The 16137-nt window shown below is 55.8% G+C and carries 14 protein-coding genes; 9 read left to right on the top strand and 5 right to left on the bottom strand.

Going from position 1 to position 16137, the window contains the following annotated elements; translation table 11 throughout:
* The first annotated feature begins 77 nt into the window (after positions 1-77).
* A complete protein-coding gene (gene hisD, locus AACY26_RS04570) occupies positions 78-1388 on the top strand; it encodes a histidinol dehydrogenase (protein WP_339511389.1) in 1311 nt (436 codons plus the stop codon).
* Positions 1389-1453: 65 nt separating this feature from the next.
* The gene (hisC, locus tag AACY26_RS04565; RefSeq protein ID WP_339511387.1) at positions 1454-2509 is read left to right on the top strand and encodes a histidinol-phosphate transaminase; all 1056 of its coding nucleotides are present in this window, start codon (positions 1454-1456) and stop codon (positions 2507-2509) included.
* A 53-nt stretch (positions 2510-2562) separates the two neighbouring features.
* Here hisC and algW read toward each other — a convergent pair whose 3' ends face one another.
* On the bottom strand, positions 2563-3723 hold the full coding sequence (gene algW / locus AACY26_RS04560; protein ID WP_339511385.1) for a Do family serine endopeptidase AlgW: 1161 nt from the start codon (positions 3721-3723) through the stop codon (positions 2563-2565).
* Between the two features lie 110 nt (positions 3724-3833).
* On the opposite strand from algW, the gene AACY26_RS04555 reads away from it, so the two are divergent.
* The 3 genes from AACY26_RS04555 (at position 3834) to cysN (ending at position 7593) form a co-directional block, all read left to right on the top strand.
* Positions 3834-4592, top strand: coding sequence for a Nif3-like dinuclear metal center hexameric protein (locus AACY26_RS04555; RefSeq protein ID WP_339511383.1), 759 nt, complete (start codon positions 3834-3836; stop codon positions 4590-4592).
* Between the two features lie 183 nt (positions 4593-4775).
* Positions 4776-5693 (top strand): sulfate adenylyltransferase subunit CysD, encoded by a 918-nt coding sequence (cysD, locus tag AACY26_RS04550; RefSeq protein ID WP_339486498.1) that lies wholly within the window; start codon positions 4776-4778, stop codon positions 5691-5693.
* Position 5694: 1 nt separating this feature from the next.
* Positions 5695-7593: a sulfate adenylyltransferase subunit CysN gene (gene cysN, locus AACY26_RS04545; protein ID WP_339511381.1), complete on the top strand. Its 1899-nt coding sequence runs from the start codon at positions 5695-5697 to the stop codon at positions 7591-7593.
* A 59-nt stretch (positions 7594-7652) separates the two neighbouring features.
* On the opposite strand, the gene AACY26_RS04540 is transcribed toward cysN, so the two are convergent.
* Complete coding sequence (locus tag AACY26_RS04540) at positions 7653-8102, bottom strand: YhcB family protein (protein ID WP_339511379.1); 450 nt, start codon at positions 8100-8102, stop codon at positions 7653-7655.
* 140 nt (positions 8103-8242) lie between these two features.
* On the opposite strand from AACY26_RS04540, the gene AACY26_RS04535 reads away from it, so the two are divergent.
* From AACY26_RS04535 to zapE, 3 genes are all read left to right on the top strand, one after another.
* Positions 8243-8869: an alpha/beta hydrolase gene (locus AACY26_RS04535; RefSeq protein ID WP_339511377.1), complete on the top strand. Its 627-nt coding sequence runs from the start codon at positions 8243-8245 to the stop codon at positions 8867-8869.
* Positions 8870-8886: 17 nt separating this feature from the next.
* On the top strand, positions 8887-10236 hold the full coding sequence (locus AACY26_RS04530; RefSeq protein WP_339511374.1) for a tryptophan--tRNA ligase: 1350 nt from the start codon (positions 8887-8889) through the stop codon (positions 10234-10236).
* A 90-nt stretch (positions 10237-10326) separates the two neighbouring features.
* Positions 10327-11424, top strand: coding sequence for a cell division protein ZapE (gene zapE, locus AACY26_RS04525; RefSeq protein WP_339511371.1), 1098 nt, complete (start codon positions 10327-10329; stop codon positions 11422-11424).
* 51 nt (positions 11425-11475) lie between these two features.
* On the opposite strand, the gene AACY26_RS04520 is transcribed toward zapE, so the two are convergent.
* Together AACY26_RS04520 and AACY26_RS04515 are read right to left on the bottom strand one after the other, a co-directional pair.
* A complete protein-coding gene (locus AACY26_RS04520) occupies positions 11476-12441 on the bottom strand; it encodes a hypothetical protein (RefSeq protein ID WP_339511369.1) in 966 nt (321 codons plus the stop codon).
* Positions 12442-12552: 111 nt separating this feature from the next.
* The gene (locus AACY26_RS04515) at positions 12553-13458 is read right to left on the bottom strand and encodes a GlxA family transcriptional regulator (RefSeq protein ID WP_339511727.1); all 906 of its coding nucleotides are present in this window, start codon (positions 13456-13458) and stop codon (positions 12553-12555) included.
* A 345-nt stretch (positions 13459-13803) separates the two neighbouring features.
* Between AACY26_RS04515 and AACY26_RS04510 the strand changes: the two genes are divergently transcribed.
* On the top strand, positions 13804-14940 hold the full coding sequence (locus AACY26_RS04510) for an acyl-CoA dehydrogenase family protein (RefSeq protein ID WP_339511367.1): 1137 nt from the start codon (positions 13804-13806) through the stop codon (positions 14938-14940).
* A 63-nt stretch (positions 14941-15003) separates the two neighbouring features.
* On the opposite strand, the gene AACY26_RS04505 is transcribed toward AACY26_RS04510, so the two are convergent.
* Positions 15004-16041, bottom strand: coding sequence for an NADP(H)-dependent aldo-keto reductase (locus AACY26_RS04505; RefSeq protein ID WP_339511365.1), 1038 nt, complete (start codon positions 16039-16041; stop codon positions 15004-15006).
* Positions 16042-16137 lie beyond the last annotated feature (96 nt).

Raw genomic sequence — 16137 nt, 5'->3', positions numbered from 1 at the left:
CAGAATTCTCAGGTGCCCGCGCGGAGCGGCTGGTATTCTACGGGCGCTTGAGCATTTGCTAATTCAAGAGGCCCGATATGACCACTCCCATCGCTATACGCCGACTCAACGCCACTGATCAAGGTTTTGCCCATGACCTTGATCATTTGCTGAGCTGGGAGAGTGTGTCTGATGACGGCGTAAACCAGCGGGTGCTTGAGATTATCGCCGCGGTACGCAGCCGGGGCGATGCCGCACTGGTTGAATACACCCAGCGTTTTGATGGCCTGGAAGTGGCCAGCATGGCTGACCTGATCTTGCCGCGTGAGCGCCTGGAGCTGGCGCTGACCCGTATTACCCCGGCTCAGCGTGAAGCATTGGAAGTCGCTGCACAGCGCGTGCGCAGCTATCACGAGAAGCAAAAGCAGGACTCATGGCGCTACACCGAAGCTGATGGCACTGTGCTGGGTCAGCAAGTCACGCCGCTGGATCGTGCGGGCTTGTATGTTCCAGGCGGCAAGGCAACCTACCCGTCATCGGTGCTGATGAACGCCATCCCGGCAAAGGTTGCTGGTGTGGCCGAGGTGGTCATGGTCGTGCCGACCCCGCGTGGCGAGATCAATGAGATTGTACTGGCGGCCGCTGCAATTGCAGGTGTCGATCGCGTCTTCACCATTGGTGGCGCCCAGGCTGTAGCAGCGCTGGCCTATGGCACAGAGAGTGTGCCGCCAGTCGACAAGATCGTCGGCCCCGGCAACATCTATGTGGCAACCGCAAAGCGTCATGTATTCGGCAAGGTGGGTATCGATATGATTGCCGGTCCTTCCGAAATTCTGGTGGTGTGCGACGGCCAGACCGATCCTGACTGGATCGCCATGGACCTGTTCTCCCAAGCTGAGCACGATGAAGATGCCCAGTCGATCCTGGTCAGCCCGGACGCCCAGTTCCTCGATAAGGTCGCGGCATCCATCGCCAAGCTGCTACCAACCATGGAGCGGGCTGAAATTATCCGCACCTCGCTGGAAGCGCGCGGCGCCTTGATTCATGTGAGCGACATGGCTCAAGCCATTGAAGTGGCGAACCGGATTGCCCCGGAACACCTGGAGTTGTCGGTGGCAGAGCCCGAGCAGTGGTTGCCGCAGATTCGCCATGCGGGCGCGATCTTTATGGGTCGCTACACGGCAGAAGCCTTGGGCGACTACTGCGCTGGGCCGAATCACGTGTTGCCGACATCGGGCACTGCTCGCTTTTCATCGCCTCTGGGCGTCTATGACTTCCAGAAACGCTCTTCCATTATCCATTGCTCAGCCGAGGGTGCATCTGAATTGGGTAAAACCGCCTCAGTGCTGGCTCGCGGTGAGTCGCTGACGGCTCACGCACGCAGCGCCGAGTACCGGATTAAAGACTGATTCAGTCAATGTTTAGGTGCGCGGCTTCAGGTCGGCACCCCGTCGGATTTTAGGAGAGCAGGGCAATGAGCAAATTCTGGAGCCCCTTTGTCAAGCAGCTGGTGCCCTATGTGCCGGGCGAGCAGCCGAAGCTGGCAAAGCTGGTCAAGCTCAATACCAACGAGAACCCTTATGGGCCTTCGCCGCAGGCGATTGCGGCCATGCAAGCAGAGGTTAATGACCAACTGCGCCTGTACCCCGATCCGAACAGTGATCGCCTAAAACAGGCGATCGCGCAGTTCCATGGCGTGCAAAGCGCACAAGTGTTCGTCGGTAACGGCTCGGATGAAGTGCTCGCCCATGCATTTCATGGGTTGTTCCAGCACGGCAAGCCGCTGCTGTTTCCGGACATCAGCTATAGCTTCTACCCCGTCTATTGCGGCTTGTACGGGATAGAGCCCGGGATTGTCGAGCTTGATGAGCAGTTTAATATCCGGGTCGAAGACTATGCCCGCCCGAATGGCGGCATCATCTTTCCCAACCCTAATGCGCCGACAGGTTGCTTGTTGCCACTTGAGGCTATCGAGCGGTTGTTGAGACTCAACACTGAAAGCGTTGTGGTGGTGGATGAGGCCTATATCGACTTCGGTGGCGAGTCGGCGATTAGCCTGGTGGATAAGTACCCGAACTTGCTGGTGACCCAGACCCTGTCGAAATCCCGTTCCCTGGCGGGCCTGCGTGTGGGGTTCGCGGTAGGGCATGCCGACCTGATCGAGGCGTTGGAGCGGATCAAGAACAGCTTTAACTCCTATCCACTGGATCGCATTGCGATTGCCGGTGCAGCTGCAGCGTTTGCTGATACCGCGTATTTCGAGCAGACCTGCCAAGCGGTCATCAACAGCCGTGAGGAGGTGGTCGCGGGGTTGAACGGCTTGGGCTTTGAAGTGCTTCCTTCTGCAGCCAACTTCGTCTTTGCCCGCCACGCGGAGCGCGACGCCGCGCAGGTGGCGGCACAGTTGCGTGAGCAAGGGGTCATAGTGCGTCACTTCAAGCAGACGCGTATTGCCCAGTTCTTGCGCATAAGTATTGGCACGCCAGAGCAAAACCGAGCATTACTGGACGCCTTGCAAGCCATTTGCTGAACAATGTGTTGCAGCCGCCTCGATTGAGAGGCGGCTGCATATCAGCTGGGACGCTACTGGTTCTCGTCAGTCTTGATTGAGGCCGGTGGTCGCACACCCACTTCTGCGGTGAGATCCATCGGCTTGCCATTACGTAGAATTTCTATGCGAATCTTGTCGCCGGGCTTGGTGCGGGCCACTTGGTTCATCGAGCGACGGCCATCGCCTGCCGGTTCGCCGTCGATGTTCATGATTAAATCACCGGGTTGCAGGCCTGCCCGCTGAGCAGGGCCATCGCGATAAATTCCCGCGACAACAATGCCTGGGCGACCTTCTAGGCCGAATGACTCCGCCAGTTCTGGGGTTAGTGGCTGTACTTCAATGCCCAGCCAGCCACGGATCACCTGGCCGTGCTCGATAATAGCCTGCATTACTTCAAGCGCCAGCTTGACCGGGATGGCAAAGCCGATCCCTTGCGAGCCGCCTGATTTGGAGAAGATCGCGGTGTTGATGCCGACCAGGTTGCCATCGGCGTCAACCAGCGCGCCACCCGAGTTGCCGGGGTTGATGGCGGCGTCCGTCTGGATAAAGTCTTCGTAGGTATTGAGTCCAAGCTGATTGCGGCCTGTGGCACTGATGATGCCCATGGTGACGGTCTGACCGACTCCGAATGGGTTACCAATGGCCAGGGTTACGTCACCAACCTTGATGTTGTCCGAGCGGCCCAAGGTGATTGCGGGCATGTTATCAAGGTCAATCTTGAGTACCGCAAGATCGGTCTCCGGGTCGCTGCCAATCACCCGGGCCAATGTTTCGCGGCCATCTCTGAGCGCTACTACGATTTGATCGGCACCAGCGGTCACGTGATTGTTGGTCAGCAGATAACCTTCCGAGCTCATGATCACCGCCGAACCCAGACTCGATTCCATGCGGCGTTGCCTTGGCAGGTTGTCGCCAAAGAACTTCTTGAATTGAGGGTCTTCAAACAGTGGCAACGCGGGTTTGTTCACGTACTTGGTGGTGTACAGGTTGGCGACCGCAGGCGATGCCAGGTTCACCGCGTTTGCATAGGAGGCCGGGCCAGCAGATACGCTACGCCTGTTGTTTGGCGCCTGGCGAACTTCTACATCATGGCTAGGCAGACCAACCCATTCTGGATATTGCTGGATAAACAGCAAGGCGACCAATACGCCAACGAGCAAGGGCCAGCCAAAGTAACGCACTGCTTTGAGCATCAAAGAAGTCCTGAGAGTTGCGAGGGGCAACTGAGCCCCTTAAGGTGGATCATTATAAAGGCCCTAGTGCGAACATTGCATTGGCCAGTATCAATCAAAGAGGAAACAAAATGGCGATTGCCCTGACGACTCTGGTTGCAGAGGCTCAGCAATATTTGAATGCGGACAGTATCAACGACTACTGTCCCAATGGCTTGCAGGTTGAGGGGCGGCCCAATGTGCAGCGCTTGGTGACAGGTGTTACGGCCAGTCAGGCGCTGATCGATGCTGCGATTGAGGCTGAGGCGGACGTTATCCTGGTTCACCATGGTTATTTCTGGAAGGGTGAGGATCCATGCGTTACCGGAATGAAGCAGCGTCGTCTCAAGGCGCTGCTGGCCAATGATATAAGCCTGCTTGCCTACCACTTACCGCTCGATGTCCATCCTGACGTGGGCAATAACGTGCAGCTTGCAGCGCAGCTAGGCATCACCGTCGAGGGGCCGCTCAATCCGGATAATCCACGCACCGTTGGCTTGGTAGGCTCTTTGGATGAGCCGCAAAGCGCTCGTGACTTTGCGCAACGCGTGCATCAAGTGCTCGGTCGTGAACCGCTGCTGGTCGAGGGGGCACAGATGATTCGCCGGGTTGGTTGGTGCACAGGAGGCGGGCAGGGTTATATCGATGAGGCTGTTGCTGCAGGGGTGGATCTGTACCTGACGGGCGAGGCTTCGGAGCAGACTTTCCACAGCGCCCAGGAAAATGGCATCAGTTTTATTGCTGCCGGGCATCACGCCACTGAGCGCTATGGTGTGCAGGCGCTGGGTGAGTACCTGGCAAAACGCTTCGCTATCGAGCACATATTCATTGATTGCGCCAACCCGATTTGAGGCTTTACTAAGCAGGTTTCGCTGCTTTCAGCCGTTCGTTTGAGCGATTCCTGAGCAAAATACTGAGCATAAAGTTAGATCGTTTTGATCTAGCAGGCGGCCTGAATAGAAGCTAGCGCTGTGCTAGAGTGCGCCCATGTCCACGGCCCGCTGGCCCCATTACAAAGCAAATCGTGAGTAGCTATGCTCGACAAAATGACCCACCTGAAAGAGCTCGAGGCGGAGAGTATCCACATCATTCGTGAAGTGGCCGCCGAATTCGACAATCCGGTAATGCTCTACTCCATCGGTAAAGACTCCGCCGTGATGCTGCACTTGGCACGCAAGGCGTTCTTCCCTGGCAAGCTGCCGTTCCCGGTTATGCACGTCGACACCCGCTGGAAGTTTCAGGAGATGTATAGCTTCCGCGACAAGATGAAGGCTGAGATGGGCCTGGATCTGATTGTCCACGTCAACCAGGAAGGTGTGGCGCAGGGCATCAACCCGCTGACCCACGGCAGTGCCAAGCACACCGATATCATGAAGACCGAAGGCCTCAAGCAGGCGCTCGACAAGCATGGTTTCGATGCGGCCTTTGGCGGTGCTCGTCGCGATGAAGAGAAATCCCGTGCCAAAGAGCGCGTGTACTCGTTCCGTGACAGCAAGCACCGCTGGGACCCGAAAAACCAGCGCCCAGAACTGTGGAACGTCTACAACGGCAAAGTAAAGAAGGGCGAGTCGATTCGTGTCTTCCCGTTGTCAAACTGGACCGAACTGGATATCTGGCAGTACATCTACCTGGAGCAAATCCCGATTGTGCCGCTGTACTTTGCAGCCGAGCGTGAAGTGATTGAAAAGAATGGCACGCTGATCATGATCGATGATGAGCGCATTCTTGAGCACATGTCCGACGAAGAAAAATCACGCATCCAGAAGAAGATGGTGCGCTTCCGTACGCTGGGTGACTACCCGCTGACAGGCGCCGTTGAGTCGCAGGCGACTACGCTGGCCGACATCATCCAGGAAATGCTGCTGACACGTACCTCTGAGCGCCAAGGTCGTGTAATTGACCATGATGGCGCGGGTTCGATGGAAGAGAAAAAACGTCAGGGGTACTTTTAAGATGTCGCACCAATCTGAATTGATCAGCGAGGACATTCTCGCTTACCTGGCGCAGCATGAGCGCAAGGAACTGCTGCGGTTCCTGACCTGTGGCAACGTCGATGACGGCAAGAGCACCCTGATCGGGCGCCTGCTGCATGACTCGAAGATGATCTACGAAGATCACCTCGAAGCCATCACCCGGGATTCGAAAAAAAGCGGCACCACTGGCGAGGAAGTCGATCTGGCTCTGCTGGTTGATGGCCTGCAAGCCGAGCGCGAGCAAGGTATTACCATCGATGTGGCGTACCGTTATTTCTCGACTGCCAAACGCAAGTTCATCATTGCCGATACACCGGGTCACGAGCAGTACACCCGCAACATGGCGACAGGTGCTTCTACTTGTGACCTGGCGATCATCCTGATTGACGCGCGCTACGGCGTGCAGACGCAGACCAAGCGCCACAGTTTCATTACCTCTTTGCTCGGCATCAAGCACATCGTTGTCGCCATCAACAAGATGGATCTCAAAGACTTCGATCAAGGCGTCTTCGAGCAGATCAAGGCCGACTACCTGAAGTTTGCTGAAGGTATTGCGCTGAAACCGACTTCACTGCATTTCGTGCCAATGTCGGCGCTCAAGGGCGACAATGTCGTCAGCAAGAGCGAGCGCTCGCCTTGGTATGACGGCCAGTCGCTTATGGAAATTCTTGAAACTGTTGAAATTTCTGGTGATCGCAATTTCGATGACTTGCGTTTCCCGGTTCAATACGTAAACCGTCCGAACCTGAATTTCCGTGGCTTCGCCGGCACCCTTGCCAGCGGCATCGTGCACAAGGGCGATGATGTGATTGTCTTGCCGTCGGGCAAAGGTAGCCGCGTCAAGTCGATCGTGACCTATGAAGGCGAGCTGGAGCAGGCGGGGCCGGGGCAGGCGATAACTCTGACCCTTGAAGATGAGATCGATGTATCCCGTGGGGACATGCTGGTTCACGCCGACAGCAAACCGCAGGTTACCGATAGCTTTGATGCCATGCTGGTATGGATGGCCGATGAGCCCATGCTGCCGGGCAAAAAATACGACATCAAGCGCGCCACCAGCTATGTGCCGGGCTCGATTGCCAGCATTACCCACCGGGTCGATGTAAATACCTTGGAAGAGGGCGCAGCGAGCAGTCTGCAGCTCAACGAGATCGGCAAGGTGCGTATTGCACTGGATTCCGCTATTGCATTGGATGGCTACGCCCACAACCGCACCACGGGTTCGTTTATCGTGATTGATCGCCTGACCAACGGCACTGTTGGCGCGGGCATGATTATCGCTGAAGCTGTTGGGTCGCAGGGCTCGGGTCATCACGGCAAGCTGGCACATGTCTCGGTAGAGGAACGTGCAGCAAGACTGGGCCAGAAGCCAGCCACAGTGTTGTTCAGCGGCTTGTCGGGTGCCGGCAAAAGTACCTTGGCCTACGCGGTTGAGCGCAAGCTGTTCGACATGGGGCGTGGGGTCTATGTGCTGGATGGCCAGAACCTGCGTCATGACCTCAACAGGGGGCTGGCACAGGATCGTTCGGGGCGCACCGAAAACTGGCGCCGAGCCGCTCATGTAGCGCGTCAGTTCAATGAGGCTGGTTTGCTGACCTTGGCCGCTTTTGTTGCGCCGGATGCAGAAGGACGTGAGCAGGCCAGGACGCTGATCGGTGCTGAGCGCTTGATCACGGTCTATGTCCAGGCTTCGCCGCAGGCTTGTCGCGAGCGTGATCCGCAGGGATTGTACGCAGCTAATGGCGACAACATCCCGGGTGAGTCATTCCCCTACGACGTGCCTCTCGATGCCGACGTGGTCATTGATACGCAGACCGTCTCGGTGGATGAAGGTGTCAAAATGGTTCTGGCTGCACTGCGCGAGCGTGGTGTGATCTAACCGCAAGGCATAAAAAAACCCGCGCAATGCGGGTTTTTTATGCCTACGAAAAGGTTGGTCTAGCGCTTGCTCTTCAAACCGTAGTTTTCGTCGAGCATGCCGGGGATATTCTCCATTTTCGGCGCATAATCCTTGGGAGTTTCGTGATCCCTTGGTGGCGTCAGGCGTTCACGTTTGTCGCGTTTATCGCTGCCTTCGTCTGCATGCAGTGCGGCCATCAGGCGTTGCCGAGTCAGCTCATCGAGGGCCAACTTGCTGGTACCTTCGGTAAGATGCTCTTGGACGTCTTGATAGCTCAGGGTTAATTTTTTAACCAGGTTTGCAGTGGTGTTGAAATGGGTGACGACATCACTTTGATAGTTGTCAAAACGTTCTTGCAGATCGTCCAGCTGGCGTTGAGTCCGGCCAGGAACTGCATTGGGCGCCAAGCGCGCAACTAGAAATCCTATTGCGATACCTGCAACCAGGGCTATGGCCGGTATCAGCCAGGCTGTTAGCGTCTGTTCCACGAGTCCTTCCTCTCTAAACGGCTTTGCTTTACGTTAGCGGTTGGCGCCTGCGCTGTATAGCGTAATGCGAGCCGATATGTTTTTGGCGCAGGCTGACAGCCTAGACGAATCGACCCTGCGATGGGTCACGGAGTTCACTTTTGCTTACCCGTGAAACTGCTTTATTTATTCAAGGTCCGAGCGGCCAGCTTGAAGCCCTTTCTCTTGAAGTGCCCGATGCACGCGGCGTTGCGCTTATATGTCACCCGAATCCAGTGCAGGGCGGCACGATGCTCAATAAGGTCGTCTCGACCTTGCAGCGTACTGCGCGGGACTCAGGCCTACACACTCTACGCTTTAACTATCGCGGTGTCGGCACTAGCGAGGGTACGCATGACATGGGCACCGGCGAAGTTGATGATGCTGAGGCTATAGCACAGTGGCTGGGTGAACAATACCCGAATATGCCGCTGACCTTGATGGGCTTTTCGTTTGGTGGCTTTGTGGCGGCCTCTCTCGCCGGACGACTGGAGGCGCAAGGTATCGAGGTGCGGCAGCTGTTTATGATCGCGCCTGCAGTGATGCGCCTGGAGCAAACGCCGCTGGCGCAGCGTTGCAAGATGATCGTTATACAGCCAGAGGCTGATGAGGTGGTTGAGCCGCAACTGGTTTATGACTGGTCAAGTGCGCTTGAGCGCCCACATGAGTTGTTGACCGTGGCAGAATGTGGGCACTTTTTTCATGGCAAACTGACCGATCTTAAAGATTTGTTATTGCCGCGCCTCTAATTAGTAAGCGAAAGCACATGACCACTCGTATTCTCACCGGTATCACCACCACAGGCACGCCGCACCTTGGCAATTACGCAGGGGCAATTCGGCCCGCGATTGTTGCTAGCCGCGACGCCAATGTGGACTCGTTTTATTTCTTGGCGGACTACCATGCGCTGATCAAGTGTGATGACCCACTGCGTATTCAGCGTTCACGCTTGGAAATCGCTGCGACTTGGCTGGCCTGCGGCCTTGATGTCAGCAGGGCTACCTTCTATCGCCAGTCGGATATTCCAGAAATCCCTGAGCTTTGCTGGCTGCTGACCTGCGTTGCGGGCAAGGGCCTGCTCAATCGTGCGCACGCCTACAAAGCCTCTGTCGATCGGAATGTCGAGCTTGGTGAAGACCCGGATGCGGGCGTGACCATGGGCCTGTTCAGCTATCCGGTGTTGATGGCCGCAGATATCTTGATGTTCAACGCGCACAAGGTGCCAGTTGGGCGCGACCAGATCCAGCATGTCGAAATGGCGCGAGACATTGCCCAGCGCTTCAATCACCTGTTTGGTCAGGGTAAAGAGCTTTTTACCTTGCCCGAGGCAGTGATCGAGGAAGATGTAGCGACTTTGCCTGGCCTTGATGGCCGCAAAATGTCAAAAAGCTATGACAACACCATCCCGTTGTTTAGTAGCGCCAAACAAATGAGCGACGCGGTGGCGCGCATCGTGACTGACTCCAAGTTGCCGGGCGAAGCCAAGGACCCGGATAGCTCGCACCTTTTCACCCTCTACCAGGCTTTTGCTACACCTGAGCAGCAGGCTCAGTTCCGTGCCGAGCTGATCGATGGCATGGGTTGGGGGGATGCCAAGCAGCGGCTTAATGACCTGCTGAACACTGAGCTGGGTGAGTCGCGGGAGAAATACCAGGCCTTGATTGAACGTCCTGCTGACCTTGAAGACATTCTTCTGGACGGCGCAGCCAAAGCGCGCAAGATCGCCACTCCCTTCCTTATCCAACTGCGTGAAGCCGTTGGCTTGCGCTCATTCCGCTCGGTTGCCAGCAGCACCGAATCGTCGAAGAAGAAAGCCAGCAAGCGTGCGCGCTTTGTCAGCTTCCGTGATGAGGACGGCAGCTTCCGCTTTCGTTTGCTCGACGCCGCGGGTGAACAATTGCTGCTTTCGAAGTCGTTTGCTGACGGCAAGTCGGCGGGCATGGTCAATAAGTACCTGCAGTCCGGAGAGTCGCTTGATGTGCGTGAGCAGGGCAATGGCTTTGCTGTTTGGCTCGATGGCGAGTGTGTTGCAACCAGCCCTGAATTTGCGAATGCTGAGGCTTTGAAGGCTGCCGTTGAGCGCTTGCGCGAGGTTTTGGCGCCAGAGCAAGCCTGACAAGTCGGCGTTTTGCATCGATAGCTGATTGATTATCTGCGGGGCAGGGCCTAAAGTACCTGCCCCGTTTTTGTTGCTCAGCTAACGAATATGACTCCGCTAGAACGCTATCAAGCCGATCTCAAACGTCCAGACTTCTTTCATGATGCGGCGCAGGAAGTGGCTGTGCGCCATCTGCAGCGCCTGTATGACGATTTGGTCGCGGATGCGCAAAACAGCAAGCCGGGTTTGTTTGGCAAACTGTTCGCCAAGAAAAACCAGGCGCCAATCAAGGGCCTGTATTTTTGGGGTGGCGTAGGGCGCGGCAAGACTTACTTGGTCGATACCTTTTTCGATGCCTTGCCTTTCGAGCAAAAGGTGCGTACTCACTTCCACCGCTTCATGAAGCGCGTGCATGAAGAGATGCGTGGCCTCAAGGGCGAGAAGAATCCATTGACCATTATCGGTAAGAAATTTGCCGATGAGGCGCGGGTTATTTGCTTCGATGAGTTTTTTGTTTCGGATATTACCGATGCAATGATTCTGGCGACCTTGCTCGAAGAGTTGTTCAAAAACGGCGTTAGCCTGGTTGCTACTTCGAATATTGTGCCCGACGGCCTGTACAAAGATGGCTTGCAGCGTGCGCGCTTCTTGCCGGCCATTGCCTTGCTTAAAGAGCATACCGATATCGTTAACGTCGACAGTGGCGTTGATTATCGTTTGCGTGCCCTTGAGCAGGCCGAGTTGTTTCATTGGCCGCTAGGCGCTGAGGCTGATGCCAGCCTGCACAAGAGCTTCAAGAGTTTGCTGCCCGATTGCACGCACGCGGTTGAGAACGAGTCGATCAGTATCGAGAACCGGCAGATCACTGCAGTGCGGGTCTGTGAAGACGTGGCTTGGTTCGAGTTTCGTGAGTTGTGTGATGGCCCGCGTAGCCAGAACGACTACATCGAATTGGGTAAGGTGTTTCACGCGGTGTTGCTGGCCAATGTCGAGCAGATGGGCGTTGCCACTGACGATATGGCGCGGCGCTTTATCAACCTTGTCGATGAGTTCTACGACCGCAACGTCAAGCTGATCATTTCGGCAGAAGTTGAGTTGAAGGATCTCTATACCGGTGGTCGCCTGACCTTTGAGTTCCAGCGTACGCTCAGCCGCTTGCTGGAAATGCAGTCGCATGAGTTCCTGTCGCGAGCCCACAAACCGTAAATTGCTATTTAAAGGGCTGCCAATGTGCAGCCCTTTTTGCATGTCTAGAGCTCAGTTGTTCGCCAGGCGTTTCTTGAAACTTGCCAGCAACTGCCTGGCCTTGGCAATTTCCAGCGACTCCATGGCGCTGATGGGTGTGAATGACGCCGCTTGTTGCAGGTGTTGCAATACTTTGTTGGCTTGATCGTCGTCGTAGACGTAGCTCAGCGCGTTGGCATATTCATAATGGCCGATGGGCAGGTCATTGCTAACGGCAAAGGCACGTGAGAAATAGGCTTCCATTTTTTCTGCGCTGACCCCGTAAGTGAGGCCGCCAAGCATGGCGCCCACCTTGCGAATCACCCCTGCCTGATAGCCGCCATACAAAGTTAGGGCATAGGGTTGCAGTGGTTTTTGCTTGAGCATGGCGTCCAGTTCATCAGGTATTTGTGAGGAATAGCCACGCTTGAGTGATACAGGAATAGGCAATTCTTCGCCGAGCCGGGCTTTTGCGTAGGTTCGGCCGAATTGCGCCACTATATCGAGCTTGATCAGGTCGCCGGCTTTATCTGTCAGCTCAATCACTTGCTCAAGCAGGCGATGTTTTTCGTCTTGATCGGTTTCGAGAAACATTGCATAGATGACTTGCGAGAACATCGCCGGTATCTGTCCGCCAAAACCAAGAGCCATGCCTTGCTCTTTGGCTTTGGCAAAATCGCCTCGAAATACACTGCGCCAAGCATCCTGGAGTTTTGCGGCATAAGCGCTGGCGAGCTCTTCGGGCGTGCCTTGAGGCAGCGAGGCGGTAATGGGGGCGGCGAGGATTTGCGGGTGCTGCTTGGCCATGTTCAGTACCCAGGTATCGTCAGGGAAGGGGTAATCCGTACCGAAACCGCGGGTAAGTCGTGGCCACGCCTGGCGCAGCTTGTCGTCGGCGTAGTCGAAAGCCGATTGGTCGTATGGGAAGGGTTTCCAGGCATCCTGCGCGCTGGCGCAGAAACTGAGGGTGGTAAGCAGAGCGAAAAGCAGGCTGCGCATGGGGGCGTCCTATTGTTGTTATTGGAGGCCTTGCAAGGGCTGTCTCCGATCATAGGACGCTGTGTTTTAACGCCTACCTATCCAAGGGTTTGCGTTGTGTTTGCGGTCAGCCTAGACAGGACCGTTCTTGTGTTGGAACTGGCGACGGTAAAGGTTGGGTGACAGCTCAGTGTGCTGGCGAAACAGTCGGGCAAAAAAACTGGCGTCGTCGTAGCCCACTTCATAGCTGATGGTCTTGATGCTTTTTCGGGTCGCGCTTAGCAGGCTCTTTGCTGTTTCTATGCGTAACCTTTGCAGGTAGTGCAGGGGTTTATCACCGGTCGCACTCTGGAAGCGGCGCATGAAGTTGCGAATGCTCATGCCGTGCTCGCGAGCGACGTCTTCAAAGCGGAACTTGTCGGCGTAATGTTCTTCAAGCCACTGCTGGATTTGCAGGATTGTCAGGTCGTGATGCAGCTTCTGGCCGCCAAAACCAATACGTCCCGGGGTGTAGTTGCGTTGCACTTCAAACAGGATGTCGCGGGCCACACCCTGGGCGACGCTCGCCCCGCAGAATTGTTCGATCAGGTAGATAAACAGGTCGCATGCCGATGTAACGCCGCCTGCGCAGTAGAGGTTGTCCGCATCCGACAGGTGTTTGTCCTGGTTGAGGATTACCTTGGGAAACCGTTCGCTGAACTCGTTAAAAAAGCGCCAATAGGTGGTGGCTTCCTTGCCGTCTAGCAGTCCGGCCTGGGCCATCCAGAAAACCCCGGTGGCTTCTCCGCAAATGGCGCTGCCGGCTGCGTGGCACTCTTGCAGCCAGGTGAGCACGTTGGGGTGGCGATGGCGCAGGGCATCAAAGTCATCCCAGAACGCTGGAAGGATGATCACGTCCGCCGGTTCCAGATCGCTATCGACAGGGATTATTACGTCGCTGAAGCTGCGTACAGGCATTCCGTCGGGGCTGACTATATTGATTTCAATGGTCGGGGTCAGGCCCAGGCCTTGCTGCTTGCCGTGGCGCAAGCTGGCCATGTGGAAGAAGTCTTTGGCTTGCAGGACGGTTGAGGCAAATACACCTGTGGTTGCCAAAATGCACACGCGCTTGAGCGGGGCTGGATGTGGGATGGTCATGATCTATTTATTCTTATTGAGTGTGGCGTTTGATCAAGGCTGCAATGGGTTAGATTGCTGGATCGTCGGTCCGAATATTTCTTGTTGAATCGGCGCTGCTAGCCGAGCATTAGCTCAGTTGTAGGGGCGATTTGGTCAAGGTGCGGCCTGATCGTCTTATTTTTTGGCGCTTGTGTCCAGTGTGACTATTCATGCTACTGCCCTACAGTCACACCAGGTTTGAAAACTGATTATCCAGGTGAAGGCATGATTCCAAGAACAATATTCAGCTCTGATCACGAACTTTTCCGCGACAGCGTGCGCAAGTTTCTTGAGCAGCACGCCGTACCCTTCCATGCGCAGTGGGAAAAAGACGGTCACATAGATCGAGCGCTGTGGAACAAGGCTGGCGAGGCTGGAATGCTTTGTTCGCACATTCCTGAGGAATATGGCGGTATTGGCGCCGATTTCCTGTACAGCACCGTGGTGATCGAGGAGGTGGGCCGATTGGGGTTGACCGGGATCGGGTTTTCACTGCATTCGGACATTGTTGCACCTTACATCCTGCATTACGGCTCACAGGAGCTGAAGCAAAAGTACCTGCCGAAGATGGTCAGTGGCGAGATGGTCACGGCCATTGCCATGACTGAACCCGGTGCGGGCTCGGATTTGCAGGGCGTGAAGACGACGGCGGTGCTCGATGGGGACGAATACGTTATCAATGGTTCGAAAACCTTTATCACTAACGGTTTTCTGGCTGACTTAGTGATTGTGGTGGCCAAGACCGATCCGACGGCGGGCGCCAAGGGCACGAGCCTGTTCCTGGTTGAGGCCAATACGCCTGGTTTTGCCAAGGGCAAGCGCCTGGAAAAAGTCGGGATGAAGGCACAGGACACCTCCGAGCTGTTTTTCCAGGATGTGCGTGTCCCCAAGGAAAACCTCTTGGGGCAGGCGGGGATGGGGTTTGCCTATCTGATGCAGGAGTTGCCGCAGGAGCGTTTGACCGTCGGTGTTGGTGCCCTGGCTTCAGCTGAGGCAGCCCTGCAGTGGACGCTTGAGTACACGCGTGAGCGCAAGGCGTTTGGCAAGGCTGTGGCAGATTTTCAGAATACCCGTTTCAAGTTGGCGGAAATGGCCACCGAAATTCAGATCGGCAAGGTGTTTGTTGATCGCTGTCTGGAGCTGCATTTGCAAGGCAAGCTCGATGTGCCTACAGCGGCCATGCTCAAGTATTGGGGGACGGACTTGCAGTGCAAGGTGCTCGATGAGTGCGTGCAATTGCATGGGGGTTACGGATTCATGTGGGAATACCCGGTCGCGAGGGCGTGGGCTGATGCGCGCGTGCAGCGGATTTACGCGGGTACCAATGAAATCATGAAGGAGATCATTGCGCGTTCGCTTTAAGCCTGGAGCGTCAATAAACAAAAAATCCCGGCTCATGCCGGGATTTTTGTAGGCGGCGGGTGTTTAAGGTGCTGGGTTAGGTTGGGTCTTGTGGATGGCATCAATTGCTGCGAGTAAGTCGCTTGTTAGCGTCAGTTCGCTGCTTTTGAGGTTACTTTCAAGTTGCTCGATCGTGGTTGCACCTATGATGTTGCTGGTGACGAATGGGCGGCTGGTGACAAATGCCAAGGCCATTTGCGCCGGATCCAAACCGTGCTCCTGAGCCAGGGCGACGTAGCGTGCACAGGCTGATTCCGATTCAGGGCTGCTGTAGCGCGCAAAGCGACTGAACAGGCTCAGGCGCGCGCCTTCAGGGCGTGCGCCGTCGGCGTATTTGCCTGAAAGCATGCCGAAGGCCAGTGGCGAATAAGCCAGCAGGCCGCACTGTTCGCGAATTGCAATTTCAGCCAGGCCCACTTCAAAGCTGCGGTTGAGCAGGTTGTAGGGGTTTTGGATCGACACACTGCGTGGCCAGCCACGGCTTTCGGCCAGTTCGAGAAACTTCATGGTGCCCCATGGTGTTTCATTGGACAGGCCAATGTGGCGGATCTTGCCGGCTTTGACCTGTTCGTCGAGCGCTTCGAGCACTTCTTCAATCGGCGTGAACTCAGTGTCTTGATGCTTGTAGTCAAGTTGGCCGAAAAAGTTGGTTGGGCGCTCAGGCCAATGCAGTTGATAGAGATCGATCCAGTCTGTCTTCAGGCGCTTGAGGCTGGCGTCGAGTGCGGCAGTAATGTGCGTGCGGTTGTGTTTAAGCTTGCCGTCGCGAATGTAGTCGATGCCGTTGCCTGGTCCGGCGATCTTGCTTGCCAGCACCCAGTCGGCACGGTCGCCGCTCTTGGCGAAGTATTCACCGATGATTTGTTCGGTCTTGGTGTAGGTTTCCGCGCGCGGCGGCACGGGGTACATTTCCGCGGTGTCGATAAAGTTGACGCCATAAGCCTTGGCTCGCTCAATCTGGGCGAAACCTTCTTCGCGGGTGTTCTGTTCGCCCCATGTCATGGTTCCTAGGCATATGGCGCTAACTGAGATGTCTGTTTTGCCTAGTTTGCGAAAATCCATTACTTCGTCCTCTGGAAAAAGAGTTATACAATCAGGTTGCTAATTTTTTCGCAATCTGCATAATTGCGCAGCTCTTTCTGCAGTGGAAGTGATGCG

Origin of the sequence: Pseudomonas sp. RL_15y_Pfl2_60 (genome assembly GCF_963970595.1) — a bacterium.
Classification (GTDB): Bacteria; Pseudomonadota; Gammaproteobacteria; order Pseudomonadales; family Pseudomonadaceae; genus Aquipseudomonas.
Note: the sequence above shows the minus strand (reverse complement) of the source record. Positions and strands in the feature narration are given on the sequence as shown.